This window comes from Bacteroides sp. ZJ-18 (assembly GCF_011038705.2).
Lineage (GTDB): Bacteria > Bacteroidota > Bacteroidia > Bacteroidales > Bacteroidaceae > Bacteroides > Bacteroides hominis.
The window spans coordinates 592,444-618,831 of record NZ_CP072198.1 but is presented as its reverse complement, the minus strand read 5'-3'; the positions used below and the strand labels follow the sequence as shown (position 1 = coordinate 618,831).

Below are 26,388 nucleotides of genomic sequence, written 5' to 3'. Positions count from 1 at the left end.
TTAAATGGGTCGTGTAAATGAAGCAGATCTTTTTATTTTTATTCATTTTCCTGCTTACCTCCTGTATTTCAGGAGGTGCCAAGTAAGAGCTAGTTAAGGTTGTGGATCGTATCATTCGCATTGGCGATGCAATGGAGCATCCTGTTCCAATGAAACTTTCAGCTTTTGTTGATAGTATAACTTATGTTCCTTTAGAGACAACAAAAAGTTATGTAAAAAATAAGATGCTTATTTCTTATGTAAAGCCCTATTGGGTTGTTTATCCGGGTAGCCTATTTGATGAAGGGGGACGATTTGTCGCAAATATTGGTGCATTAGGACAAGGACCAGGTGAAGAAAGTGGTTTTGGATATAGTGTTTTTTATGATCGTGATCGCGACCTTTTCTATACCCAAGGAGATAAGATTATCCAGTTTGATTCAAAAGGAAAATTTACAGGAAAGGAGATTAGGATTGCATATCGTGATAAAGGTATTGAGGGAAAAATAGCTTCTGGATTAAAAAATGTATATACTATGGTAAAGTCTGGAAAGGACTATCTGATTGTAAATTATCCTGATTCTATCTTTTGGATGGATGCCGAATTAAACGTTCGACATGGCGATAGAATAATTCCGGATAGCCTATTTCTCACCCCTCCGGGAGTTGGTGGAGGAATGCCTTATACTTTTTCTGATTATGGAGATACGACAATTTTCTATAACTGTTTTACAGATGCTATTTATACAGTAACGGATACAGGGCTCCAAAAGCGGTGGACTCTTGAGTTTAAAGGTTCAAAGGCGGATAATCGGTACTTTTTGAATGATTATAAGAAATTGTATTTAGATGAGTATGTTAAAATAGTCTCTTCGTCAAAAGGAAATGTGGAAACAATGAAAGAGAAAGCACAGAATAGTGAATTAGCTCAATTAATTGATAATAAAAAGTGGGTATATCATGTCAGTGAGGGAGAACGGTATTTGTTTTTATGGTGGTTGAATCTAAAGGCTTTTTCTTCGGCCTGGAGAGGATATAATGAATCACATATAGCTCTTTATGACAAGAGGACAGGGGAGACTGTAGCCATAGCCGGAGATGGCCTGATAGATGATATTGATAATGAAATGACATTTTTTCCACGATATGGCATTTGTAATAATGCAATGGTTTCTTCTGTCTGGCCGTTTGAACTGAAAGAATATATTCAAGAGAAGAAAGCAAAAGGAGAAGCCGTGAGTGATCGTCTTATTGCACTTGCTGATTCACTGGATGATGAGCAAAATCCGATTCTTGTAATTGCTCATTTAAAGAAATAGCTGAATATAGAGTTTGTTATTGGGTCTTGTGTGAAAAATATTATGTATTTTTACTTCTAATTTAATGATGGACAAAGCTATGCGAATGATATTGATACTGGGTGCTATGATATTGGGCTTCACGGCTTGTAGTAACAGAAAAACAGTGGATCCTAATCCTGTTGTTCGGGATAATATTATTCATTTGTCAACTGCGATAAAGAATGTTCGAGAGGAAATGATGCTTTCGGAGCTGGTGGATAGTGTCAGTTATATTCCTTTGGAAACGAATCCGAATTGTATGTTAGGTAATTATCAGCTTTTGACCTTTTCCCTCCAATACATATTTTATTCAAACTATTGTTTTGATTGGAATGGGCAGTTCTTGTTCCGTATTGGGAGCCAGGGTCAAGGGGCTTGTGAAGATATCTATGCGCATGTGGCCGAAATAGTATATTTGAATAATCATTTCTATGGGAATGCCTCTAAAATAATAGAATATGATGACCGGGGGAAGTGTACGGGGAAAGAGCTAAGCTGGTATGCCCAGAAAACAATGGACACTGCGCCGGTTGGGCGTATGGTTAATAAAGTCTGCTTTGCTCCGGCAGGAGAAAACCTGATGTTTTATAATTTTCCGGATACGGTTTATTTCATAAATACGGATTACGAGTTTGTAGCCAAACGCAGTATGATGCCGTGGGGCAGGAAAGGGGGCGCTCCGTCCATAAGTGGCGGAGATCCTCGTTTTAAGTACACGAGTTACTATAAAGATACGACCTTATTTTATAATTTTTATACGGATACAGTTTTTACTGTTACCCCCACTTCCCTGATGCCTCGCTGGGTGGTGGAGTTGGATGAAGAATTACGGTTTCCTACCCAGTATCTATATGAGGATGGATTGTTGTCTGATGCTTTTAAATGTTGGGAATCGGGCAATTTGGAAAACGCAAAAATGATTAAAATGCTGGATCACAAATATATAGTATCCGGTGTTTTTGAAACAGAGCGTTTTGTGTTTTTATCTGTCTATGAATGCATGCCATTCAGGGAGCTGCGTAAACTGCCTGAGACTCCTCCATTAACAGCCATTTACAATAAACGTACGGGTGAGACGTTTGCCGTGAAGCAATTTGTAGATGATCTGGGTGGTATGAAGACCTTCTCTCCTTCTTGGGGAGCGTGTAATGAAAAGCTTTTAGCCACTGTATGGCCTTATAAGTTGAAAGAATTTATAGAAGAGGAACAGTCTGCCGGACGGGCTGTGGCTCCGCAAATACTGAACCTGATGCAGCGCGTGCGAGAAGATGATAATCCGGTTCTTATAATAGCTCATTTGAAAAAATAGCTTTGTCTGTCTATCGAAATATAGAATGTTGGATTGTTGTTTTAAATATAAATTGGTATGAATAAAGTTCGATTGGCCTTGTATTTGGGTATATTGGTGCATCTGATCGGTTGCTCTTCTTCTCATTCAGAGAAAATAGACTTGTTAGCTCAGGTGCCATCTGATTGTCCGATTGTTGAGATGACCAGTGTTTTAGATAGAGAGGACTCCATCTCAGTGAAGGAATTGGTAGATAGCATTTCGTATGTCCAGTTGGATAATTTTGTGAAATTGCCGGTTCGTGCCAGTATACTCAGTATGGCGGTAACTAAAGATTATATTTTCGTATTGGCCGGTAGTGATGCGGGAGTTTTTAAATACGATAGGAAAGGAAAGCTTATAAAGAAGATTATATCCAACGATTATTCGTCTTTAAAATTATGGATTGGAGTTGATGAATTCAAGGAATTGCTTTATCTGAATCAGGAAGGCGGTTCAGAGGGCACTACAGAAGTCTATGATTATGATGGTAACTATCAAGGAAATATTGCTGAATTGTATAATATGCCATATCATTCTCAATATGTACATCGACTGAATGAAAAATTCCTGGCTGCTTTTTCACCATGGTGTATGCCATTGACTGATAAGAATTATTTTGGCGGAGCCGTATTTTCAGAAAAGGGGGAAATGGTACATCAGTTGAATTATTTTGTTCCGTCTGACACTTTGGGTTTGTGTAAGGTTAGCTATTATAGTTTCACTTATCAATCAGATGGGAGTATGTTGGTTTGGAATAATGGGGGAAGTGGCAGCCCAATTGTTCAGCCTTATACCACTTTGTATAAGGTAACTGTCGATTCTATTTTTCCGGTGTATCGTTTGTTTAATGGTAATACACGCGATAAAATAGATCATGTTCAAGGAATTGGGGTCAGCGGCAACTCTTTGGCCATAGAAACAGACTCCAGTCTCTATTTATGTTGTTATCATCCAAAGGCTCCACATCCGTGCCCGACTTTATGTTTTATGCGATATGATAAAAAAAATAAGGTTCTTCAAGGAGTCAATTATCCTCCTAATGGTATTTCAGGAGGCTATGTAAATCATTTGAATGGTGATATCCCAATCCGTTTCCAGTATTCGTTTCCTCTTCAAAGGGTATATGTTTCGAGTATTAATTCTGGCGAAATAGAGCAATTGCGAAAGTCGGGGTATATCGATGCAAATAGTGATGAAACATTAAGGAGTAATAAACCTGGAGATAATCCCATTTTGATATATTATCATTATTAATCATTTAAAGTTCTCGGTATTATGAAATCACTTTTATTTTTTTGTTTAAGTACATTTCTCTTTTACTCGTGTAGTAAGAAAGAAAATAGTCTTTATCCTGTAATAGACTTAGCCGATGCTATCGAAAATCCGGTGGAGAAATCTGTATATGATATTGCGGAAAGTGTAGAGGTTGTACAATTAGAGACGAATGATTCGTTACTGATTCCATACGTGAGCCAGTTAATAATGACCGATCAGTATTTTATCATAGGATATGGTAAGAAGTGCTCTCTTTTTTCTCATTCCGGAAAATTTGTTTGTGATATAGCTCAGAAAGGAAGTGGTCCGGAGGAATATACAATGTTGATGAATTTGCTTTATATAAACAATCGTGTTTTGATTACAGACTTAAATAATAAAGTTAATGTTTACTCCTTGAATGGGAAGTTTATTGAATCTTATCAGGCACTTCCAGACATGTTTTCTGCCATTTATCCAATGTCGGACAAGAACTTTATAGGCTTTAAAGCTCAGAGTGGAGGAGATGAAAAAGAACGTCTTGTGTTTTATCGACGGGATGAAAAGAGGGGGGCTATTCCATATCAACAAAACTATCAGGCAAAAAAAGTTTGTTTCTTCCCTCGTGAAGCCCAATTTTCATCTTTATATGATAAGTTGTACTTTAAGCAGTTGCTTAATGACACTATTTTCTCTGTGGATACGGTAAAGCATTCTCTTTCTCCCGAATATATAATCGACTGGGGAAAGCTGAGATCTAACGATAGATTGCGCTACTCTTTGGAAAATCCGGACGAAGAATTGTTTTTGCACATGCCATACGTTCCTTTGTTCAGTATGACTGCTAATGGATTAGTCTTAGGGGCTATTACAGTAGACATAGATCAGAAGAAGCAATATTACTTAACTGCATTCTATGATAAGGCAAATCATCAGGCGGATCTTTTCGAACTAAAATTATCAAAAAAAGAGATGGATTATTTTGGTGAACCTACAGGTAAGCTTCCTCCTTATCTGGAGGGTGATACTTTTTTCCCGGAGTATATTTCCCAAGATGGCAATTATTTGATTTCTGTCAGAACTCAACCTTTAAAAGAAGAATTGAATCCTGCGTTGATTGTAGTGAAGCTGAAATAATGAATATGGCCTGACACTGATAGATTTCTGATTTTTATATAAGTATTAGTAGCTGTGGAACTAATAGCCTGTTATTTGGGACAGGCTATTGCGCATTAATGTCTCTATTGGTGTTTGAGGGATATTTAGTTCGTGTAACAGGCTAAGAACCAGGTAAACTTCGCATAATACAAGCCGATTATTTGTATCCGGAAGCAACTCTGCTATCCAATTTATCAGGTGAAAGAGATATTCTTTTATTTTTAAGGCTGTGGGAGTGTTGAAGTTTTCTCTTGCACATAGACGTAAATAGAAATAGTAAGCTAAGCCCGAAACTCCCTTTCTTAATCCGAGGTCAGTCAAAGACTTTTGTTCAATGACTGAATATACAGCGGAGTCTATTTGATGTAGTATTTCATCACTATTGCCTTCGACCAGTTTCTTTTGCAGTAAATATTCGATTCCCGCTCCAATGCCACATAACCCATTCTCGTAAGTGATAGGAACAGCCAGAGAGCAGTGGTCTATTATCTTGTTCAGTAATTTATCTGCCCCCTCTTCTAATTCTGTATCGTTCGTTTTTTGGCTTAATTGAAAAAGCTCAATCGTTCGTTCCATCCACCTTGATAAAAGTCGATCTTTGATTTTGTTCATAGAACTATTGTATTTGCAATATAGCTCTTTTAATACTTGCCAAGGGTACTCTTGATGCCATGGCTTTATACTTCCGGTATAATGAATGATGATGATGCCGGATAACATTTCAGGGGTATGCAAAGTTTCACTGGTAGTGAAATTATAGATATTGGGAATCAGCTTTATTTTGCCTTTACATATACAGTTAATCGCATCTTGATCCTGATATTGATCCCGGTTTATATAGATTGATGTGTGTTGCAATAGCTTTTCCTGTATTTTATCTTTTCTAAGGTCTTTCAGATTCAACAGCAGTACGCCTGCATTGATGTATACATCCTTTTCCGTTAGTTCCAGTATCTTTCTATAATTGATTCGTCTTATAAATATATCATCCACTCCTGCGCAATAATAACCTTCCAAATCCAGTTCCCACAATGGCTCTATGCTGCCATTGATTACTAAATCTGCATCCAAGTACAGGGCTTTATCCAGATTGGGAAAAAGATCTGCGATGGCATAACGATAAAGAGCGTGTTCGGTGATGTATCCTTCTTTTTTCTTGAGTTGCTTGAATGATTCTGAATCTATTATCTCCCATTGGATCGTTACACAGGTAAATACATTTTCTATTTCCTGAAGGAGCTCTTTGCTTTCTAACGAAATATAATCTGTCAGAATGTGTATGCTTATATTCAAAGATCTATTATTCTCAAGAATAGATACTATAGAGGTACAGCAATGGTCAATGTATTCTTCATTGATTGCAAAGAAGATTGGTATTGTGGTTTTCATGCTTGTGTGGTTAAAAAGGATTATTTGTCAGAGGCAAAGGTATCAGTTTTTTAGATATATTTCTGTTTATAAGGATTATTTCTATAGGTATATGACGTTCGGTATAAAAAAAGGCTACGTTCGGTACATTTTTTCTGATAATATTTGGATATGAAGTAAGGTGGACATACCTTGCAAACAAATCTAATAAAGATATGGATTCACAACTACAACAAATAGCTCAATATTCAGAGTGTAGGAAATCATTAGAGGTTCATTGTTTTAAACTTTTAGAGCAAGAGTTATGAAGACGGTGTGCATATACGATGATTATTCTATATCATCCGGAAGTGGAGTGGGGACCTTCTTAAAGGATTTTGCACAATGTGCTACGCAATGGAAAGATACGCATATCTGCATGATTATGTTTCGCACTAATGTAGAGGAATTTAGTATCTGTATGCGTGGGGAGTTAGAATATTTTCTATTCCCTAAAACATTTTGTGTCAATCCCTTCGAAGAATGTGAAGAGATTTGTTCATTGCTGAAACAATATATTCCAGATTCAGATAATACTTTTTTCCTATTTAACTATGTTCCTTGTGATAAGTTGATGCGCATGACACGCAACTATTTTTCACTGTCGAAACAAATTTGTGTTATACATGAATTTAGTTGGACTACTCCATTGCTGGGTGATGTTACATTATTCAGGAAATTGATATCTAAGACGAAAGAAAAGATTTCTTTCTGTTATGAGGGGATAATAGAATTATATCGACGTGAAGCAGAACAATGTCAAATGGCTGACCGGGTGGTTTGCCTGTCAGAAGATACCTATGATATCTTGTACGAATGTTATCAGGTTCCTAAAGAAAAGATTGCATTAATCTCTCATGGTATGAGAACGATAAGAAAGTCTTTTTCAGAAATGACGAAGCGAAAATGGAAACAAAAATATTATTTGAATCCTGATGAAAAGTTAATCGTAATGGTAGGGCGTATCTGCAAATCTAAGGGCATGTTTGCTTATTTGGAGGCTTTTAAGAATGTCTTGAAATATGATTCTAATTGCCGTTTAGTTGTTATTGGAGATCTGTGTAATGCGCCGGATTTATTAGCAGCAGCAGGCGAGGCTGTATCGAAAGTGACATTGACCGGGAGGCTGGACAAGGAACTTCTATCCTATTGGTATCGGATGGCTGACATTGGGGTAATACCTTCATATGCAGAGCAATGCTGCTATGTAGGTCTGGAGATGATGAGCTATGGACTTCCGATAATTGCATCCGATGGTTTTGGGGTGAAGCGTATGTTTCCAGATGGGTTGAATGCTTACGTTGCTCCTATTGGGGACAGGAGAAATCCAAAAGAGTTTGTACAGAATTTGGTGGATTGCACCTTAAAGTTATTGAGTAATTCGGCAGAACAAAGAAAAATAAAAAATAATGCACGTCGTATTCTGAAGGAGAAGTACAATTTTTCGGAGATGGCAGAACATTATAAGGCCATTTTTATGGCTTGAGAGTTTATCAATATTAGTATTTACAATTAATTTTATCTAATCATGAGAAAGTTAAGTGAAATCAAACTGGGGCAGCTTAATAAAGTTGAACTTAGTGAAAGAGAATTAAATCGTCTTTTAGGGGGGAGCAACTGTTGTATCTGTCATGACAGGGGGAGTGCTACTCTTAAGGATAACTACGATGCTAACATTCTGGGTGGTGTGAGTGGTTTATATCCTGCTGATGGTGGTGGCGGTACAGCGAATGGTCACTTTTAAATAAGCGTTTATTCCATATCTGTTTGAATAATAAATTCAAAAACGTTTAGGAACTTGCTTTATAATTATAGATTTAGTTGGCTTTATTATCAAAGCGATTTGATATTTGTAATTTATGGAGCAGGTTCCTATAACGAAAAAATATATCCTCTGAATAGATAAGTTATGATGAAATGTATATTGTTATTACTAACTATTACGCTATTGGGGTGCAGTTCCAATAAGAAGCAAGAGCCTATATCCAAGTCAGGAGTACCTGTGATTAATCTTTCTGAGGATGTATCGACTGTACCTTCACTTTTGCTGAGTGAATCTGCTGAAAAATTAGAAATTGTTCCTTTGGAAATGACAGATCAATCTATGTTAGGTGAAATAAGACGAATACAAGTAACTGATCATAATATATGGATAGATCATGGACGCGAATTCTATATTTATCGTTTTTCCCGTTCAGGAAAATTTCTTAATAAAATAGGTAGCATCGGTCAGGGTCCGGGTGAATATACCACTTATTCAACTTTTCTTGTCGATGAAGATAAAAAAGAAGTGTATATTATAGCCAATACTAACGGTGTTTTAGCATACGATTTTGAAGGAAACTTTAAAAGAAAGATTGTTGATATTCAAATAATTTTGCAATTGTTTTCTTCTGTGTATGATCAATATATCTTGAATAATCAAAAATTCTTTGCTACTCAAAATTTTGCATTGTATAGGCCGATAGATAAAGATTCATTGTGGTCATTCGTTTCTTTGGGAGACGACTTTCAAAAAAAGAAATATTTTAAAAATCCGGCACATGCAGGTAGAGAAGAACAGATTATAGCCAACCGTGCCAATATGGACCGCATGGTTAATTATTGGAGGGAATATCTAACCAGTATGGATACTTATAATGCCCAATTGACCCTTAAATATCCGGATACTGATACTATTTATTGTTATGATGATGCGACAAACCAACTTTTGCCTCAATATGCAATCTTTACAGATGAAGAAAAAGGGGATTATGAAGCTACTCATTTATGGTTTAAAGACAGAAAATCTTTCGATTATTTTTCCATTTTTTCTTATTATCCGACTAAGGATTTTGTTTATCTGATTGGTAGTAAAGGCGAGGAGGTATATACCTATTGCTATAATAAAAAAGATGGAAGTGTTAGATTGCAGAAGCGACAAAGCGCAATAACCGAGCGTGATGTGCCCTGGTTTAGCTTTCCTTTGCGCCAAATGAAACGTGATTTTGTGTTAGATAATGATTTAGGTGGAGGTGATTTTACTGTTGACAGCCGTTCTTCCGGTAAATACTGGATAGATATATTAGATTCTAGTGATAATGAAAATTGGATTGATATAGACCAAATAAAATCATCTACTGTAATAGATGAATCCAAGAAAAAGGAGCTAATCCAAGTTTTGGAAAATGTAACAGAAGATAGTAATCCAATTTTATTGATTGCAACCTTAAAATAGAAAAAATGGAAACTTCAATTACAACCGAACATAAGCATTGGTATATGTATTCAGATGCCATGCGTTATTTTTTGTATGTGCCTGAAAAGTTGAGAATAGTAATGAACCAGAATGATTATGATGTAGCGGACGTGGATGACTATTATATGCGTAAACTCAAATTTCTTCAGGATCATCATTTTTTTGATAAGGATGAAGTTTGTTTTCAAACCGAGTATACAGAGGATTTAGTCAAACAAAACATGGCTTGTTTACGGCAATTGTTGATAGAGGTTACGGATAAATGTAATCTTAAATGCAAATATTGTGGTTATGGTGAGTTTTATTCTAATTATGATCGACGGGAAACTCGTAATCAGACTTTTGATAATGTCAAAGTGTTGATAGATTATCTGGCTAATTTATGGCGATCTGATTATAATATATCCCATAACAACACAGTTACTATTGGGTTTTATGGTGGAGAACCTCTACTGAATATGAAATTGATACAGGAGACAATTACTTATGTGGAGGGTTTGCATATAGCTAATTTGAAGTTTGATTACAATATGACTACGAATGCGATGCTGCTAGATCGATGTATGGATTATTTGGTCGAAAAGGATTTTACTCTTTTAATCAGTTTGGATGGAGATGAATATCAGTCTGGCTATCGGGTGGATAAACATGGAAAATCTTCTTTTGCTCGTGTGGCCGGGAATATACAGAAGCTGAAAGATACCTATCCTGAGTTTTTTGAGAAAAATGTTCGTTTCAATGCCGTATTGCATGATCGAAATTCAGTAGAGGAATGTTATAAGTCAATCTACGGGCTATTTGGAAAAAAACCTCGCGTTTCGGAATTGAATACGAGCGGCATTATACCAGAAAGAGTGGAAGAGTTTGTTCGAATGTTTAATGATAAAACAGAGAGTTTTAAGACTGCACTGACTCATGACCCTGATATCAAAGACGATTTTGAGATGGAAGATGATGCTTCGCTTGCTTATCATTTCATGATTATGAATTATGGTGGAAACCGATATTCCGATTATGTGGATTTATTTGATTCGGATCGGAACGGGAAGTATGTTCCAACGGGAACTTGCCGACCTTTTGAGCGGAAACTGTTTCTGACGGTTAATGGAAAAATTTTGCCTTGTGAAAGAATTGGGCAAGAATGTGCTATAGCCCGATTGTCGGATGGGAAACTATACTTAGATTGTTCTGCAGTTGCTAAGTATTATAGTTCTTTGTATAAGAAGATAATAAAAAGTTGCGTTCACTGTAATCTGAAGAAAAGCTGCGGACAGTGCCTCTTTTTATTGAAAGAGAAGAATGGACAGTTGATATGTCCGGGCATTGAAACAGATGCTAAATTGCGAGAGAACTTTTCTGCATTTTTAACTTATGCAGAAAATAATCCGGGTGATTACGAGAGACTACTATCATCTATTATTGTTGCCTAACATTATTCAAACATTATGAACTATTGGTTTTATTTGGAGCCTTACACCTTCATGTTCCGCAATGAACACAAAACAGTGATTTACAACACACTTAATTCAGCATATTTGGTCTGTCCCAACGATGCTGTAGTGGAACAAATCTTAGAGCAATGGGAAAATGCGGGCAATGGTTATGGAGCTGTGCTTGCTGGAAAGGACTTAGAAAACGGGGTGGTAAAAGACTTTGTAAATACTGTCAGAGAATCTTTTGCAGGTGACTGTGTGGAATATGATTCGGAACGGCCTAAGCCTTATTTGTTCAAACCCGACTTGTTTTTAAATACGGATATCCGTATAAAACAGGAAAAAGAGAAAACTTCATTAGGAGAGCGAATTTTGCAGAACCTTCATGAGGTAACGGTCTATTTGCCAGCTTCCTGTAGCCGTAACTGTACAGCATGTACTTCTTATTGTAAGCAGTTCAACCATTGTACAATTTGTCGTGAGGGGATATTGAATCAGACTGATTATACTCGTTTGCTGCATCAGTTTCATACCTGTGGTATTCAGCGTGTGAATTTGTCGGGGGGAGGAGATCCACTTGAGAACAGCTATGTGCGTCAACTTCTATCGGATTTCGCAGAATCTGGTTTTAAAAAGCATCTCTACTTGGATTTTAGTTTTCTGTCTGATGAATACATTGAGCTTATGCAGCAAACGAATTTAATTCTGGAAGTACAGGTCCATTTGACAGAGGTAGATGAACGGATAATTGAAAGTATGCGACGCTATTCATGTGATACTGTCAAATGGAATTTAATTGTTTCTGAATATTCGGATATGGAATGTTTGGATAGCTGGAATTTCCCGGAAGAAGCACTTATTCAGGTCTGTCCTTTTTATTCGGGAAATAACTTATCTTTTTTTCAGGATTTTGTTTTCACTGATTTGCAGGATATACTTGCCGTTCCGATTGATAGGAAAACAATATTCAGGCATAAGGCATTGAATGATATTTTTTTCGGTAAATTGACTATATTCCCGTCGGGCGAGGTGTATGCGAATGTAAACTATTCGGCACTTGGAAATATACAGAATTCATCGCTAAAAGAACTTGTTTATAAAGAATTGACAGAAGGAAATGCGTGGTTAAAGGTGCGTAGTAATGAAAAGCCGTGTAACCAATGTATCAATAAGAGCCTATGCCCCTCAATTTCGAACTATGAGTTGGTTATTGGCAGATATAATCTTTGTAAGGTAAAATTTGAGTAATCATAGAGTAATAGATCTATGTATGTCGTAAGTTTGATTTTATAATCTATGTTTTCCCAGCTATTGAATTAATAAATATTGAATTAGGGAGCTGAAAGGGGGCAGATATGCAGGCTATTATATTGGCAGCAGGAATGGGCAGGCGTCTGGGAGAATTGACCCGGTACGACACTAAGTGTATGATTGAGGTGAACGGTATCCGGATCATAGATCGGTTACTGGCAAACCTCGAAGTCGCTGGACTATCGAGGATTGTGCTTGTGATTGGTTTTCAAGGTGACAAACTACGGGCGTATCTGGGAAATGAATATTGCGGAATTCCTATTTATTATCTGGAAAACCCTTACTATGCATATACCAATAATATTTATTCTCTGTTTCTGGCACGGCACCACTTAGCGTCTGATGATACTTTATTGTTAGAATCGGATATTGTTTTTGAGAAGAGAATACTTGAAAGAGTGCTCGAAGAACCGTATCCGGATGTAGCAGTAGTAGACCGTTATAAGAGTTGGATGGACGGGACTATGGTGACTGTGGATGAAAAGCAGTTTATTGTGGACTTTGTATCTAAACATACTTTTTCGTACGAAAAAACTCCTACTTATTTTAAGACGGTGAATATCTATCGTTTTAGTAAGGAGTTTTCTGTAGGTAAGTACGTACCTTTTCTGGAAGCCTATTGCAAATGTTTTGATAATAGTGCATATTACGAACAAATACTGGCCGTTTTGTCTTTGTTGGATAAAGCCGGGCTGAAGGCTTTGCCGCTTGAGGGTGAAAAGTGGTATGAGATAGACGACATGCAGGATTTAGATATTGCCGAAACGCTATTTGGTAAGAAAGAAGGGCTTTTGCCCGGTTACCAGAAACGTTATGGAGGGTATTGGCGCTTCCCTTTCTTGTTTGATTTTGCTTATCTGGTGAATCCACATTTCCCGACAGAAAGGATGCTGGAAGAACTGAAGGCTAATTTTGATAAACTGCTCAGGCAATACCCTTCGGGGAGTTATGTAAACAGGCGATTGGTGGCGAAGCACTGGAGCATTCCTGCGGAGGCTGTCGCGGTGGGGAATGGCGCGGCAGAGTTGATAAGAAAGCTGATGGAGTTGCTTTCCGGTAGAATGGGGGTGATTCTTCCTACATTTGAAGAATATCTGGTGCGTGATGACCGGATAGAGACTTTCTTGCCGTTGGGGCCAGGTTATCGCTATACCGTAAGTGACCTGAAAACATTTTTTGAGGATAAGGGAGTGACTTCATTACTGTTGCTGAATCCGGATAACCCTTCCGGAAATAGTATTCCTTACGAGGATTTGATTTCATTAGCGGGATGGACTCAGGAGCGTTCGATACGGCTGATTGTGGATGAGTCTTTTATTGACTTCTCGGAGGGAGGAGAAGAAACTTCTCTGATTGATGACAAGATACTGAAGGAGTATAATCATCTGGTGGTGATAAAGAGCCTGTCTAAGTCACATGGAATTCCCGGATTACGATTGGGAATTGCTGTTTCCGGTGACCATAAATTAATGGATGAATTACAGCAGAAACTTCCGGTCTGGAATATAAACTCTTTGGCGGAGTACTATTTACAGATTCAGGACAAATACACCATCGACTACCGGCAGGCATGTGCCCGCTTTAGAGAGGAAAGAACGCTCTTTTTTGAAGAACTTCAGGAGGTAGGCTATTTAGCGGTATTTCCTTCACAAGCAAACTTCTTTTTATGTGAAGTGACCCATAAGTACAACGCCCGAGAGCTTGCGGAAGTTTTGCTGAGAGAGTATGATATTCTGGTAAAAGACTGTAGCCTGAAGAGGGGAATGTATGGAAAGCAGTATATTCGTATTGCTATCAGGAGTAAAGAGGAAAACCGGTATTTGGCCGGAATATTAAAATATAAATTATGAATATAGATATAAAGGAGGCACATCGGAGGATGCTTTATTTATTGCAGTCTTTCGATACTGTCTGCAAGAAGCACGATATTGATTATTGGCTCGATTATGGTACACTGCTGGGAGCTATCCGGCATCAGGGGTTTATTCCTTGGGATACAGATACGGATGTGGGGATGTTAAGGAGTGATTATGCACTCTTTCTGGAGAAAGGTGTGCCGGAACTGCCTCAGGATATTTTCTTTCAGACTCCGGAAACAGAACCGGCCATGGCTCCATGGAGCTGGTTGGTTGAGGCGCGGTTGAGAGATCGGCACAGCCGGTATGTTCCGGATAAAAAGACTCCGGCCGAGCCGATGCAGTTCGGTGGATTACAGTTGGATCTTTTCATCTATGATTGGGATGGTAAGTATGAGAATGCTTTGTCGAACAGTTTTGAGCGGAATTTGAGTGAGAGCCGTATTCATTTGCGGCTGGATGAGGTGGAATATCTGGATACTGCACGATTTGAAGGAGCGGAGTTTCCGGTTCCGTCAGGATACGATGCTTATCTGACCCGTTGTTATGGAGATTATAGAACGTTTCCCCCGGAGGAGGAAAGGCAAATTCCGGAAGTGGTTGCCTGGTCGGTGTAATAAAATGATTGATTACGTCAATAAAGAAAATATGGAAAGCGTAAGAGGGATAGAAAATCCGGGGATGATGGGAGAAATGGGGAAAATCATCGGATTCTATCGTCTTTATCGGCAGACGGCTGAAGAAGAGTGGGAAGAGAAAGCAGAAGTGTTGCTGGATGAGGTGATGGAGAATTGTTCTTTGGAACTTCCGGTGACTTATGGTGACGGTTTGTGCGGAATAGGTGTCGGAATTGAATATCTGTTGCAGGAGGGCTTTGTGGAAGGGGATGCCGACGAGATTCTGTGGCAGATCGATTGCAGGGTATTTAACACGATTAATAGTAGGGCGATCGGAACTTTAGGCATCGGGAAAGGTATTTGTGGTCTTGCTTATTATCTGTATTACCGGTTGTCCCGGAGGAAAGGTGAGGAAGACATCAAGGTGCTGCGAATGAAAGAGCATTTAATTTACCTGATTGACTGGATAGCAGACTCGCTGCCCGGAGTCAGGGAAAGTTCACTTTTCGAAGAGGTGTTTTTTATTCTTTGCCTGTTGCATCGGTTGGATGTATTCAATGCAAAAGTCGAGAAACTGATGGAGTACTGTGAGAAGGGCATGATTACATCTGGAAGGGAGGCGGTATGGATCTGACAAGAGAGGTTAGCATTGTCATCCCCTTGCGGGTAGATAATCCGGAGAGGGCGGAGAATCTTCGGTTTATCCTTTCTTTGCTGCTACAGCAGACAGAGGTGTCTGTGGATATTCTTGAGGCGGATACGGAGCAACGTTTTTATTTGTCTGAGACGTGTGAGAGGGTACGCTATCGGTTTGTGAAAGATGATGATCCGGTGTTCTACCGGACACGTTATTTAAATATATTGTTGCGATCGGCTAAGTACCCCATTGTAGGCATCTGGGATACGGATGTGATTATTCCGCCGGCTCAGTTGAGAGAGGCGGTCGGTAGGATTTATTCGGGATGTGTGATGTGTTTCCCGTATGACGGTCGTTTTATTTTTCTGAATGAAGCTATGAGTGACAGAATCCGTAAGGACGTATCAGTGTTGGAAAAGGTGGATGCTACTTCAATAGGGATGAGACCTTCGGTGGGAGGAGCTTTTCTTGTGAACAGGGTTGCCTATCTGCGGGCAGGCGGAGAGAATGAAGCGTTTTATGGTTGGGGTCCCGAAGATGCCGAAAGAGTAAAACGCCTGGAAATATTAGAGTTGCCCATTGCGCGTGTAAAAGGACCGTTATATCACCTTCATCATCCGAGGGGTATCAATTCGGGTTTTGATATGGGGGAGCGGGATAAACGTAATTTAGAAGCATTGTTGGCTACTTGCAGAAGGAGTAAAGCAGAGATGTTGAGGTGGCTTGAAAAACTAATTTTTCCGGACTGACTATACTAAGTTTATATGATATTTGATTGTCGGATTTATAATGGGGAATAAAAATAGATTGATTTTAAGTGATTTTTCAAATTGAAGAAGTATCTTTGTATATACACTTCCCTAAAAACAATATTAAAGAGACAATCATTATGAAAAACACAATATTATTGTTGAACAGCTTGTGGCTGTTCGGGCTGGTGGCTTGCCAGCCGAAACCTGTAGCTTCTTTATCCGAATGTCCGGTTGTCAATATCCGCTCTGCTTTGCAAGAAGAGGCTCCGATCTCCATGAAGGAAGATGTGGAGAGTATAGAATACGTTCCTTTGGAAACGACTGATTCATGTCTGATAAGTAATCTGATGAATCTACAGGTGACGGCAGATTACATGTTTATGTATAATGGAAAGACTGAAGAGGTGCTGCAATTCAATCGGGAAGGTAAATTTATACGCAAGATCGGCTGTCAGGGAAACGGTCCGGGAGAGTATGGCATGATAAGTGATCTGGCGGTTGATGACAGGAATAAGGAACTGTCTTTATTTCAGTATGGAGGAGATGCTTTGGTTTATTCGTATGACGGAACTTTTCTACGAAATGATACAACTGTGAAACAAGCAGGCGGGATGTATGTTTTTCCGGATGGAAAAAGGGCATTGAAAGGATTGGTTATAAAACCTTTTCAGCAGGCGCCATGGGCAGGAGCATTACAACAACCCAATGGTTCGTTACAAGAGTGTAAGGCCCTTTTCCCATCGGGGCTTTCCCGGGATGTTTGCTTTATGAAAGAAATCTGTTTCTCTCCTTCGGACGAAAGGGTATTAGTATTTACTGCCTGCAATGATACGGTATCTGCGATTTCTAATAATGGAATAGAACCGGCTTATGTGCTGAAGAGAGAAAATCCGGTTGAATATTATATGGACATTGCCAATATTAATAAGTTTGGAGATAAGACAGTCGAAACGGATCAGGTCATTGGGCTTTACGATCTGTTTGAATCTTCTCATTATCTTTATTTACGCTTGTATAAAGGAGATGTGTTGTTTATACAACGATTTGATAAAAAGACCGGTGAATTGAAATCACAACGCATTCCGAAAGATTATTTGGAATGCAGCAATAGTATTCCGGGTAGTAATATAATTGGCATTGATAATGATATAGATGGGGGAATACCTTTTTGGCCGGAGTATGCACAGGCTGACGGGGAACGTGCACAGGTGGTCAATGCGGATATACTTTCTTCTTTACGGGAGAAAGGATACCTGAAAGAGGCTCCTGCTGCGCTGAATGTAGGGGATGATGCCAATCCGGTAGTGATTCTTTATAAATTTAAAAAATAGGAGGTCCCATGAAATCGTTTACATTTTGTATTTTATTGGCCCATGTATTGGCATTTCCGCTTTTTGCCCAGAAAAATGCAGCCATAACACTGAATCTGGCGAAAGCCATTACGCAGAGCCCTAAAACGGTAATGCTGAGTGAACTGGCATCTGATGTGCGTTATTTCCCTTTAGAGACAACTGATAATTGTCTGTTGGGTAATGAGTGCAGTATTGTTTATGCCGGAAATTCTATTATTGCAGGTGATGCACAGACCAGAAGTTTTTATCGATTTGATAAAAATGGTAAGTTTATGAATAAGATAGGTCAGCATGGACAAGGGCCTGAAGAATATGCGGTAGGATTGTTGTTTTTTACTGATCCTGATAACCAAAAGCTGTATGTTCAGGATTTTCAGGATTTAATCTGTTATGACTTCAATGGTAAATTTATCCGTCGTATACCGGCTCCTCATTTAAATATGGGTACCGGAGCTGTAAGTAGCGGAGAATCCATCTTATATTGTGATAATAACTATTTCATAAGGAAGGATAATCCTCAACAACTGTTTCTTATTGACGGGAATGGTAAGAAGCTGAAAAGCTGGAAAGGGTATATTGAACCAGGCAAGAAGTATGGTATTAACTTGTCCACCCGTGACGTAATGTATCTTCATGGTGGCAGTGTTTATTTTAAACCGGCGCTGGAGAATCTGGTTTACAAGATTGATGCCGATCGAAAGAAGACTTTGGCTTGGAAACTTGATTGTTCGGGTAAAGATGTGGATGTCTCGGCCAATGAGATAGATCCCGCAAAACGTTTTAAGTCTATCGCAGTACAACAGGTTTTTGAGTCAGACCGTTATTTCTTTGTGCTTTATGTTCTGAAGAATGAAAGTTTTGTGGGATTGTATGATAAACAGAAGAAGAGTTTTTCAAATGTGATTATAAAAGATGATTTGGCGGCAGGATTTGATTTTACTCCTCCCGGAACAGGGTTGGGAAATCAGTTAGCAAATGCCCGGATGGTAGGTTATCTGAGTAAAGGTAAACGCTATTCGAAAGCTTTACTGCCGGAAAGAAAAAAAGAACTGGATGAATTGATAAACCGATTGGATGAAGAGGATAATCCGGTAATGGTTGTTGTAACATTAAAATAAAATCTATATAAATTCTTTTTAAACGTATGAAAATTACAAGTTATGTTTCTTTTTTATATTGCTTATGTGTGATGCTGGCGAGTCCGACAGTACAGGCGAGCAAAGTGCGAACCGCTATTTTTGAGGGGAAACCGTGTATTAATCCCCCTCATGTGGTGGGAAACTATCCTGCTACCCCTTTTTTGTTTTATATTCCCACCTCCGGAGAACGACCGATAAAGTGGCATGCTGAAAATCTTCCCGAAGGATTGAAGCTGGATAAAAAAACAGGGATTATCAAAGGGGAAGTAGCTGAGAAAGGAACATATAAAGTGGTGCTGAAAGCAGAAAATGCCCTCGGATCTGATACACGGGAGTTATTGATTAAGATAGGTGATGAGTTACTGTTGACTCCCCCAATGGGATGGAACAGCTGGAATACATTCGGACGTCATCTGACAGAGGAATTGGTGTTGCAAACTGCGGATGCAATGGTAGAGAATGGAATGCGTGACTTGGGATATGCCTATATAAACATTGATGACTTTTGGCAATTGCCTGAAAGAGGGGCAGACGGACATATCCAGGTTGATAAAACAAAGTTTCCAAGGGGCATCAGATATGTAGCTGACTATTTGCATGAACGGGGATTCAAGCTTGGAATTTATTCGGATGCCGCGGACAAAACCTGTGGTGGGGTTTGTGGCAGTTACGGGTATGAAGAAACGGATGCACGGGATTTTGCTTCCTGGGGTGTCGATCTTTTAAAATATGACTACTGCAATGCGCCTGCCGGACGGGTAGAGGCGATGGAAAGATATGAAAAAATGGGGAAGGCACTCCGGGTGACCGGACGTTCTATGGTATTCTCTGTTTGTGAATGGGGACAGCGTGAACCCTGGAAATGGGCAAAGAAAGTGGGCGGACATCTTTGGCGTGTATCCGGTGATATCGGTGATTTATGGAATCGGTCTACAGATCAGAAAGGCGGCCTTCGTGGAGTTCTGAATATTTTAGAGATAAATGCTCCGCTTAATGAATATGCGGGGCCTGCCGGATGGAATGATCCGGATATGCTTGTTGTGGGGATTGACGGAAAGAGTAAGAGCATCGGTTATGAATCGGAAGGTTGTACGAACGAGCAGTATCAGTCACATTTTGCTTTGTGGTGCATGATGGCTTCTCCGCTACTCTGTGGCAATGATGTACGGCAGATGAATGACAGTACGCTGCAGATTCTTCTGAATAAAGATTTGATTGCTATCAACCAGGATCCGTTGGGTATTCAGGCGGAACGTGCCATTCGTGCCGATCATTATGATATCTGGGTAAAGCCGTTGAGTGACGGAAGTAAAGCGATAGCCTGCCTGAACCGGATATCCGGTCCGGTGGATGTGGAGCTGAATGAAAAGACGGTGGAAGGATTGTCGTTGGACAAGGTTTATAATGTCATGGAAGGTGGAATTGTTCCTGATACTTCTACCGGATGGATAGTAAAGCTTGCTCCCGGTGAATGTAAGGTATTTATATGCAGATAGGTAATAAAATGGGCTATCCGGTAAAATTGGCGGTACCGGACAGCCCTCTCTTCATAGCCAGGTCTATATTGGATCGATTATTTTAACCGTATGGCAGGACCTACCCTGTAAGTATTTTCCCATTGTCGGGTGGCAGCATTGTAGCTTCTGTCGGTGCCGAGATTAAGGTCGATGCCATACTCTTTCTTTTCCAGAAGGTTTATACGGAACAAAGCGCCGTAATGAGATTGTGGAGATAATGGGAAACCTTGTACGCCGGAGTTGGGAGTGCAGTTTAGCCTGTATTGTCCGTAAACATAAGCGGTCAACCAATTATTGAGGCGATAGGTAAGGTCCGCATTCAGTGTGAAGTCATTGAACATCCGCCCGTTGGAACGGTATTGATAAGCATTACCGCCTATCCGAATAGTCAGTTGTTTGTTGAGGTGATATACCAATCTGCCACCTGCCATATTTTGAGTTCCTACTCCCCGGAGTGAATAACTGGAGCCGTATAATTCATATCCGAAATAATGGGAATTGAGCAGCCGGTGTTGCTCTTGATTGAAATAACTGGTGAAGACAGGATCCAGATAGGAGAATCTTTTTCTTAGTTCATATTGTTCGGCTAATGGCAGGCTGTTGCTGAAAACCGGATTCGTTTCTGACAGAGTACTCTTTATGTCGGGAAGTCCGGAGATTTTGGGGAACTTCATTTCTTTTTGTGGCATAAAGGGGAGTATAGGCGTTTCATTGAACGTTTGTGCGTAAGCAAGTCCGTTACTACAAATAATCAATAGTATTGTCAATCTGAATTTCTGCATAGTTAAGTTTTTTATGTTTTTTAGACGCAGAGATATGCTGAATGCTGCAATGTTTTTTCAAAAGAATCATTTATCTTTGCCGAAATACGTTAAAAGTCGAATATGGAATTGGAACTTCAACAACTTACTACTGAGGTGCGCCGGATAGCAACCGAAGCGGGGAATTTTCTGAGAAAAGAACGGCAGAGCTTTAGCCGGGAGAGCGTAGTAGAGAAGCATGCGCATGATTATGTATCATATGTCGATAAGGAATCTGAGAGGCTGTTAGTGGGGCAACTGTCTGCTCTGTTGCCCGAGGCCGGGTTTATTGCCGAGGAAGGTTCTGGTGTTTATAAAGATGAGGCATATTGCTGGGTAATTGATCCGCTGGACGGAACAACTAATTATATTCATGACAATGCTCCATATTGTGTCAGTATTGCCCTCCGGAGTCGTACGGAGCTACTTTTAGGTGTAGTATACGAAGTTTGCAGGGATGAGTGTTTTTATGCCTGGAAGGGTGGAAAGGCTTGGATGAACGGAGAAGAGCTGCATGTCTCGAAAGTGGGGAACATTGAAGAGGCGTTTGTAATAACCGAACTTCCCTATAATCATCAACAGTATAAACGGACGGCAGAATATCTGCTGAAGCAATTGTATGGGGTGGTAGGGGGCATTCGGATGAATGGTTCGGCCGCATCGGCTCTTTGTTATGTGGCTGCCGGACGTTTTGATGCCTGGGCAGAAGCATTTATCGGGAAATGGGATTATTCGGCTGCGGCGTTGATTGTATTGGAAGCGGGTGGAAAAGTAACTGACTTTTATGGAAGTGAACATTTCATAGAAGGGCATCATATAATTGCTACTAACGGTCCTTTGCATGCTGTCTTTCAGCAGTTGCTGGAAGAAGTTCCTCCGTTGGATATGTAGTTTCGGACATTGATCAAATAGAAAAACACATCATGAATACCTGGTTCCATTCTTTCTGGTCTCTTCTGTTTCCGCGTTGTTGCGTAGTCTGTGGTTCGCCATTGTCAAGAGGGGAGGAGTGTTTGTGCACCTGTTGCAATATAAATTTACCCCGTACCGGATTTCATTTGCGGAAAGATAATCCGGTAGAGTGTCTTTTCTGGGGACGTATTCCTGGCCTAAAAAGAGCTTCTTCTTTTCTTTTTTATCGTAAGGGTAGTGATTTCAGACGCATCCTGCATATGCTGAAATATGGCGGATATAAAGAATTGGGAGAGGTGATGGGACGCTATATGTCAGCAGAACTATCTTCGGGAGAATTTTTTGATGGCGTGGATATGATAATTCCTGTACCTTTGCACAGAAAGAAACAGAAACTTAGAGGATACAATCAAAGTGAATGGATTGCCCGTGGGATAGCTTCTGTAACGGGTATTCCATTATGTGCAGAGTGTATGATACGTGAAAAAAATACGGAAACTCAGACCCGTAAGTCTACTTTTGAACGTTGGGAGAATGTGGAAGGAATCTTCAGGCTATGTGATACTGTTCATTTTGAGGGGAAGCATGTTTTGCTTGTTGATGACGTGTTAACTACCGGAGCCACGACTGTGGCTTGTGCATCTGCGTTCGCAGGGGTGAGCGGAATACGTATCAGTGTGTTGACGTTGGCGGTAGCTGAGTAAATGGAGTGATGAGTTAATAGAGGGTACATTAAAGCACCCTCATATTCATTTAGAAAGTTTCAATTATCAGGTCGGATGCCAACATTCCTTTGATCGCTTCTCCAAAAGTCTGGAAATGGGGTGATGCTGCATGTACATCCATAGCATGCTGGTCTTTGTACTCTTCGTAAAAGATGAAAGCTACAGGTTGAGAGGGATTTTGATACAGGTTATAACTAATGTTGCCTTCTTCTGCCCTTGTACCTTTAATCAAAGCATCGGCTGCCTGTAAAAATGCTTGTTCTTTGCCGGGGAGCACTTCTACGCGTGCCACGATTGTTTTCTTTTCCATATGATATTTTATAATTAAGATGATTCTTGTTCCGCAAATTTACGTATAAATGGCGATACATTATTTTTCATTTGAGATAAATTTGTAGTAATCATCTGTTTCTTTACTCCTGGGGAATCCATACTTTGTAACTATGACTCTCTTTTCTGTTGGCTACAGCATAATATGGGATGGCTTTTGCCGGAATTTTACTCTGGCATTTGATGATATTGACTCCATGAAGCAGATCGTTGTCGTGAGAAAGCTCCAGTGGCGTTTGTGGCTGAAGTGTCAGTGTAGGCAATTCCGGATTATCCGCATCCTCAAAGCAGTAAATAACGGGGCCTGATGCCAGCGCAACTTGTCCACGTAAGTCTTTGACTGCTTCGTTCGCAGTGATCAGGCGAGGTTGCATCGGTAATTCAAGTTCGATGTGATCGCCTTTTTTCCATTCCCGGCTGATTTCCGCATATCCATCGACAATTCTCAGGAGAATATCCTTTTGGTTGACTTTCAATTTAGCGGGGGCTTTCAGGTTCGACTGGTAAAGCCCATATGGGTTTTCTGTACCTTGTGCCCATCCGGGAATACGCACTTTTATAGAAAAGGTACCGGCTTTATCGGGATTGACTTGAATGGAAACGGCACCGTGCCACGGATAAGAGGTTAACTGTTTCAGGCGGACACTGTTATTTTTATCGATCGGTATGCGTACTTCACTTCCTATGAATAAGTTGACATAGATATTATCTCCCTGATATGCATAGATGTAACTGGGCATGGCGGACATGATTTTCAGAAACATCGGTGGGCAACAGGGGCATACATGCCATTCCCATCTGTCAGGTTTGTCGGTATTCAGGGGATTCTGATAAGTGTATTTATCACCAGACAAAGAAACGCCTGTCAGTACATTGTTATAGAGTACTCTTTCCACTTCGTCCATGTAGCGGGCATTACAGGTCAATTGATTCATGCGTTGACTAAAGAAACCTGCTCCTACGGCTGCACAGGTTTCCAAATAGGCGTCGGTAGGCAGGAAGTAGTCCGGACCGAACTTTTCATCTTCGTGGATGGCACCGACTCCACCTGTGATGAACATCCGTTTGCCTGCCATGTTTTCCCAAAGACGTTTAGCCGTTTCAATGTATTGAGGAGATTGGTTTTCAAGTGCGGCTGCGGCTAAACCGGTTGCCATCAAGGTAGCTCGTACAGCATGTCCTTCGATTGTTTTTTGTTCAAGTACCGGGATGGAATCTTGTGAATATTCCCCCCAACAGGGACGGGAATGGGGACCGAATTCCGTTTGGTGATAGCAAGCGTCTTTAATCCATTTTTCAGATTTTCGATATCCCCATGTTCCCCATAGCGGATAACCGCAGTGATGTCCTCTGTTCTCAATCCAGAAAGTGACCAGGTCGTAGTAATCTGACTCACGGACAGGTATGGAGAGTTTATCTTTCAATTCCGGTTCATTTTTATACAACCAGTAGAGGGCCATTACGGCTTCTTCGGGACCGGAATGCGCAGGAACGACATTTTTACGTGGTTCCGGCCCCATATAATCTGCCATATAGTTGGCAAATCGGGTTGCTATTTCAAGTAAGCGTGTTTTTCCGGTTGCCTGATAATAGTGTACTCCGGCTTCGATCAGCATTCCGGCGTTATATACGTCGTGTTGTCCGCGCAGGAACCCCCCATTATCTCCCCATCTATGGTCATTTTCCATGAGTTGGGTGTGGGTGTTGATATAGCCGGTAGGTTCTGTTTGCTGAGCGGCATAAATACGGTCGATATATCCGTCGATTCGTTTTTCCATTTCTTTATTGGGATGTCCGGCAAGGAAGTCTGCAATGCCCCGGATACTTTCGTAAACGAGTCCGTCATACCATTCTGGACCATCGTGTTGTTTGATATCTCTCTGTCCTTCGGCAACACGGTCGAAATTCCGGAAGGCATCTCGTGTATCGTCCCATCCGGGGAAAGGAGTATACTTTCCTTCGAATTTGTCTAATACATCATTAGCTGTTATTTTTCTCCAGGTTTCAAGTTTCGGACTCCAGAAAGCATCTTCTATCCGGACCTGGTCTAACTCCGGTAGGTGGAGTATTTGCCGGGTGTCAGTTGCAGGAGACTGGCACCCCATCTGCATCAGTACTGTGAGTACCGCTGCAACGGATAAATGTGTTGTGGTTTTCATTGTACATTGATTTTATAGATGCATATATGTTTATAAGTATCGCCGGGGTGAAGGTTTGTTGACGGGAAGGCAGGTTGATTCGGACTGTCCGGATAGTGTTGCGTTTCGAGTGCCAAAGAAGCCCGGTAGTTGTATCTTTTACCATGCTTTCCGGTCATTGTGCCGTCGAAAAAGTTACCACCGTAAAATTGTAGTCCGGGTTCAGTAGTCCATACCTCAAGAAAGCGTCCTGATGTTGGTTCATAAACGGTTGCTGCCAGTTCGGGCTTATCGGAGGTCTTGCGGTTCAGTACCCAATTATGATCGTAGCCATGGCCGAAACTTAATTGCTTAAATAAGTCGTTGACACGTTTTCCAATGGCTGTAGGATGACGAAAATCCATTGGAGTTCCTCCTACTTCCTGAAGAATACCGGTAGGGATTAGGGTATGATCGACAGGAGTAAACTTATCTGCATTGATCATGAGTATGTGATCGTTGATATCTTTGTTGCCTGCTCCGTGTAGATTGAAAAAGGAGTGGTGGGTGAGGTTGATAACCGTTTCTTTGTCTGTGCGAGCTTGGTGAATGATGATAAATTCGTTTTTATCCGTCAGTTGGTAACTCATGGATACTTGTAAATTTCCCGGGTATCCCTCTTCTCCGTCTTTAGACAGATAGGTAAGTTGTAAAGTTTGACTATCCGGCTGTTCAACATCCCATACTACCATGTCGAATCCTTTGAATCCACCATGAAGACTGTTGGGAATATCATTGATTGGCAGTTGGTAGGCTTTTCCGTTCAGAGTGAATTTTCCTTTCCTGATTCGGTTACCATATCGTCCGATAGTGGCTCCCAGAAACCTTTCACCTTTGTAGTGGAGGTATTTGTCCACATGGTCGTGTCCGAGGACAATATCCTCAAAATGACCATTTTTATCCGGGGTCCAGAACTCAACGACTCGTCCTCCGAAATTGGTAATGGCAATCTCGATTCCGTTTTTGTTTCTCAGAAAGTAGAGATCGGTTTGTTTCCCGTCGATTACTTGCTGAAAGTCGGCTCTTTTCAATTGTGAATGTTGAGCTTGTACTGTGTTTGTGTGTATCATGGCAGTGAGTATTAATAAAATGATGAGTTTAGTTTTCATACGATTCATGTTTTT

22 protein-coding genes and 1 pseudogene are annotated in these 26,388 nt (G+C 40.3%); 18 read left to right on the top strand and 5 right to left on the bottom strand.

Annotated features, from left to right (window positions below; genetic code table 11):
* Nucleotides 1–17: 17 nt before the first annotated feature.
* From G7Y45_RS02645 to G7Y45_RS02630, 4 genes and pseudogenes are all read left to right on the top strand, one after another.
* Nucleotides 18–1,298: pseudogene (locus G7Y45_RS02645) on the top strand (6-bladed beta-propeller).
* Between the two features lie 79 nt (nt 1,299–1,377).
* Entirely contained in the window at nt 1,378–2,628 is a 1,251-nt protein-coding gene (locus tag G7Y45_RS02640) for a 6-bladed beta-propeller (RefSeq protein WP_165016573.1), read from the top strand.
* 57 nt (nt 2,629–2,685) lie between these two features.
* A complete protein-coding gene (locus G7Y45_RS02635; RefSeq protein WP_165016491.1) occupies nt 2,686–3,903 on the top strand; it encodes a hypothetical protein in 1,218 nt (405 codons plus the stop codon).
* A gap of 21 nt (nt 3,904–3,924) precedes the next feature.
* A complete protein-coding gene (locus G7Y45_RS02630) occupies nt 3,925–5,040 on the top strand; it encodes a 6-bladed beta-propeller (protein ID WP_130071602.1) in 1,116 nt (371 codons plus the stop codon).
* Nucleotides 5,041–5,100: 60 nt separating this feature from the next.
* Here G7Y45_RS02630 and G7Y45_RS02625 read toward each other — a convergent pair whose 3' ends face one another.
* Nucleotides 5,101–6,450: a glycosyltransferase family 8 protein gene (locus tag G7Y45_RS02625; RefSeq protein WP_165016488.1), complete on the bottom strand. Its 1,350-nt coding sequence runs from the start codon at nt 6,448–6,450 to the stop codon at nt 5,101–5,103.
* A gap of 283 nt (nt 6,451–6,733) precedes the next feature.
* Here G7Y45_RS02625 and G7Y45_RS02620 point away from each other — a divergent pair, with 283 nt between their 5' ends.
* From G7Y45_RS02620 to G7Y45_RS02565, 12 genes are all read left to right on the top strand, one after another.
* Complete coding sequence (locus tag G7Y45_RS02620) at nt 6,734–7,954, top strand: TIGR04157 family glycosyltransferase (RefSeq protein ID WP_165016485.1); 1,221 nt, start codon at nt 6,734–6,736, stop codon at nt 7,952–7,954.
* 42 nt (nt 7,955–7,996) lie between these two features.
* The gene (locus G7Y45_RS02615; protein WP_032585636.1) at nt 7,997–8,212 is read left to right on the top strand and encodes a TIGR04149 family rSAM-modified RiPP; all 216 of its coding nucleotides are present in this window, start codon (nt 7,997–7,999) and stop codon (nt 8,210–8,212) included.
* Between the two features lie 168 nt (nt 8,213–8,380).
* Nucleotides 8,381–9,685, top strand: coding sequence for a 6-bladed beta-propeller (locus G7Y45_RS02610; protein WP_165016571.1), 1,305 nt, complete (start codon nt 8,381–8,383; stop codon nt 9,683–9,685).
* Nucleotides 9,686–9,690: 5 nt separating this feature from the next.
* Nucleotides 9,691–11,136: a radical SAM peptide maturase gene (locus G7Y45_RS02605; RefSeq protein WP_165016482.1), complete on the top strand. Its 1,446-nt coding sequence runs from the start codon at nt 9,691–9,693 to the stop codon at nt 11,134–11,136.
* Nucleotides 11,137–11,151: 15 nt separating this feature from the next.
* Nucleotides 11,152–12,387, top strand: a complete 1,236-nt coding sequence (locus tag G7Y45_RS02600; protein WP_165016479.1) for a TIGR04150 pseudo-rSAM protein — start codon at nt 11,152–11,154, stop codon at nt 12,385–12,387.
* Between the two features lie 107 nt (nt 12,388–12,494).
* A complete protein-coding gene (locus G7Y45_RS02595) occupies nt 12,495–14,300 on the top strand; it encodes an aminotransferase class I/II-fold pyridoxal phosphate-dependent enzyme (RefSeq protein ID WP_165016476.1) in 1,806 nt (601 codons plus the stop codon).
* Nucleotides 14,297–14,923: a phosphorylcholine transferase LicD gene (locus G7Y45_RS02590; RefSeq protein ID WP_005811675.1), complete on the top strand. Its 627-nt coding sequence runs from the start codon at nt 14,297–14,299 to the stop codon at nt 14,921–14,923. The genes G7Y45_RS02595 and G7Y45_RS02590 overlap by 4 nt, the downstream gene beginning before the upstream one ends.
* A 31-nt stretch (nt 14,924–14,954) precedes the next feature.
* The gene (locus tag G7Y45_RS02585) at nt 14,955–15,557 is read left to right on the top strand and encodes a hypothetical protein (protein WP_005811673.1); all 603 of its coding nucleotides are present in this window, start codon (nt 14,955–14,957) and stop codon (nt 15,555–15,557) included.
* Nucleotides 15,548–16,309, top strand: a complete 762-nt coding sequence (locus tag G7Y45_RS02580; protein ID WP_165016474.1) for a galactosyltransferase-related protein — start codon at nt 15,548–15,550, stop codon at nt 16,307–16,309. The genes G7Y45_RS02585 and G7Y45_RS02580 overlap by 10 nt, the downstream gene beginning before the upstream one ends.
* Before the next feature lie 140 nt (nt 16,310–16,449).
* Nucleotides 16,450–17,643, top strand: a complete 1,194-nt coding sequence (locus G7Y45_RS02575; protein WP_032530291.1) for a 6-bladed beta-propeller — start codon at nt 16,450–16,452, stop codon at nt 17,641–17,643.
* 8 nt (nt 17,644–17,651) lie between these two features.
* Nucleotides 17,652–18,782 (top strand): 6-bladed beta-propeller, encoded by a 1,131-nt coding sequence (locus tag G7Y45_RS02570; RefSeq protein ID WP_005781916.1) that lies wholly within the window; start codon nt 17,652–17,654, stop codon nt 18,780–18,782.
* A gap of 26 nt (nt 18,783–18,808) precedes the next feature.
* On the top strand, nt 18,809–20,299 hold the full coding sequence (locus G7Y45_RS02565; protein WP_165016471.1) for a putative Ig domain-containing protein: 1,491 nt from the start codon (nt 18,809–18,811) through the stop codon (nt 20,297–20,299).
* A gap of 77 nt (nt 20,300–20,376) precedes the next feature.
* Here the strand turns inward: G7Y45_RS02565 and G7Y45_RS02560 are convergent, their stop codons facing one another.
* Nucleotides 20,377–21,102, bottom strand: coding sequence for a hypothetical protein (locus G7Y45_RS02560; RefSeq protein WP_032530294.1), 726 nt, complete (start codon nt 21,100–21,102; stop codon nt 20,377–20,379).
* A 102-nt stretch (nt 21,103–21,204) separates the two neighbouring features.
* Here G7Y45_RS02560 and G7Y45_RS02555 point away from each other — a divergent pair, with 102 nt between their 5' ends.
* Together G7Y45_RS02555 and G7Y45_RS02550 are read left to right on the top strand one after the other, a co-directional pair.
* The gene (locus tag G7Y45_RS02555; RefSeq protein WP_032530295.1) at nt 21,205–22,011 is read left to right on the top strand and encodes an inositol monophosphatase family protein; all 807 of its coding nucleotides are present in this window, start codon (nt 21,205–21,207) and stop codon (nt 22,009–22,011) included.
* A gap of 32 nt (nt 22,012–22,043) precedes the next feature.
* Entirely contained in the window at nt 22,044–22,736 is a 693-nt protein-coding gene (locus G7Y45_RS02550) for a ComF family protein (protein WP_032542995.1), read from the top strand.
* A gap of 49 nt (nt 22,737–22,785) precedes the next feature.
* Here the strand turns inward: G7Y45_RS02550 and G7Y45_RS02545 are convergent, their stop codons facing one another.
* From G7Y45_RS02545 to G7Y45_RS02535, 3 genes are all read right to left on the bottom strand, one after another.
* Nucleotides 22,786–23,067 carry a putative quinol monooxygenase gene (locus G7Y45_RS02545; protein ID WP_005781928.1) on the bottom strand — a complete coding sequence of 94 codons (282 nt, stop codon included), beginning with the start codon at nt 23,065–23,067 and terminating at the stop codon, nt 22,786–22,788.
* A gap of 103 nt (nt 23,068–23,170) precedes the next feature.
* Complete coding sequence (locus tag G7Y45_RS02540) at nt 23,171–25,246, bottom strand: glycoside hydrolase family 127 protein (RefSeq protein WP_165016468.1); 2,076 nt, start codon at nt 25,244–25,246, stop codon at nt 23,171–23,173.
* On the bottom strand, nt 25,243–26,373 hold the full coding sequence (locus G7Y45_RS02535; RefSeq protein ID WP_165016465.1) for an aldose epimerase family protein: 1,131 nt from the start codon (nt 26,371–26,373) through the stop codon (nt 25,243–25,245). Before G7Y45_RS02535 ends, G7Y45_RS02540 begins: the two co-directional genes overlap by 4 nt.
* Between the last annotated feature and the right edge of the window lie 15 nt (nt 26,374–26,388).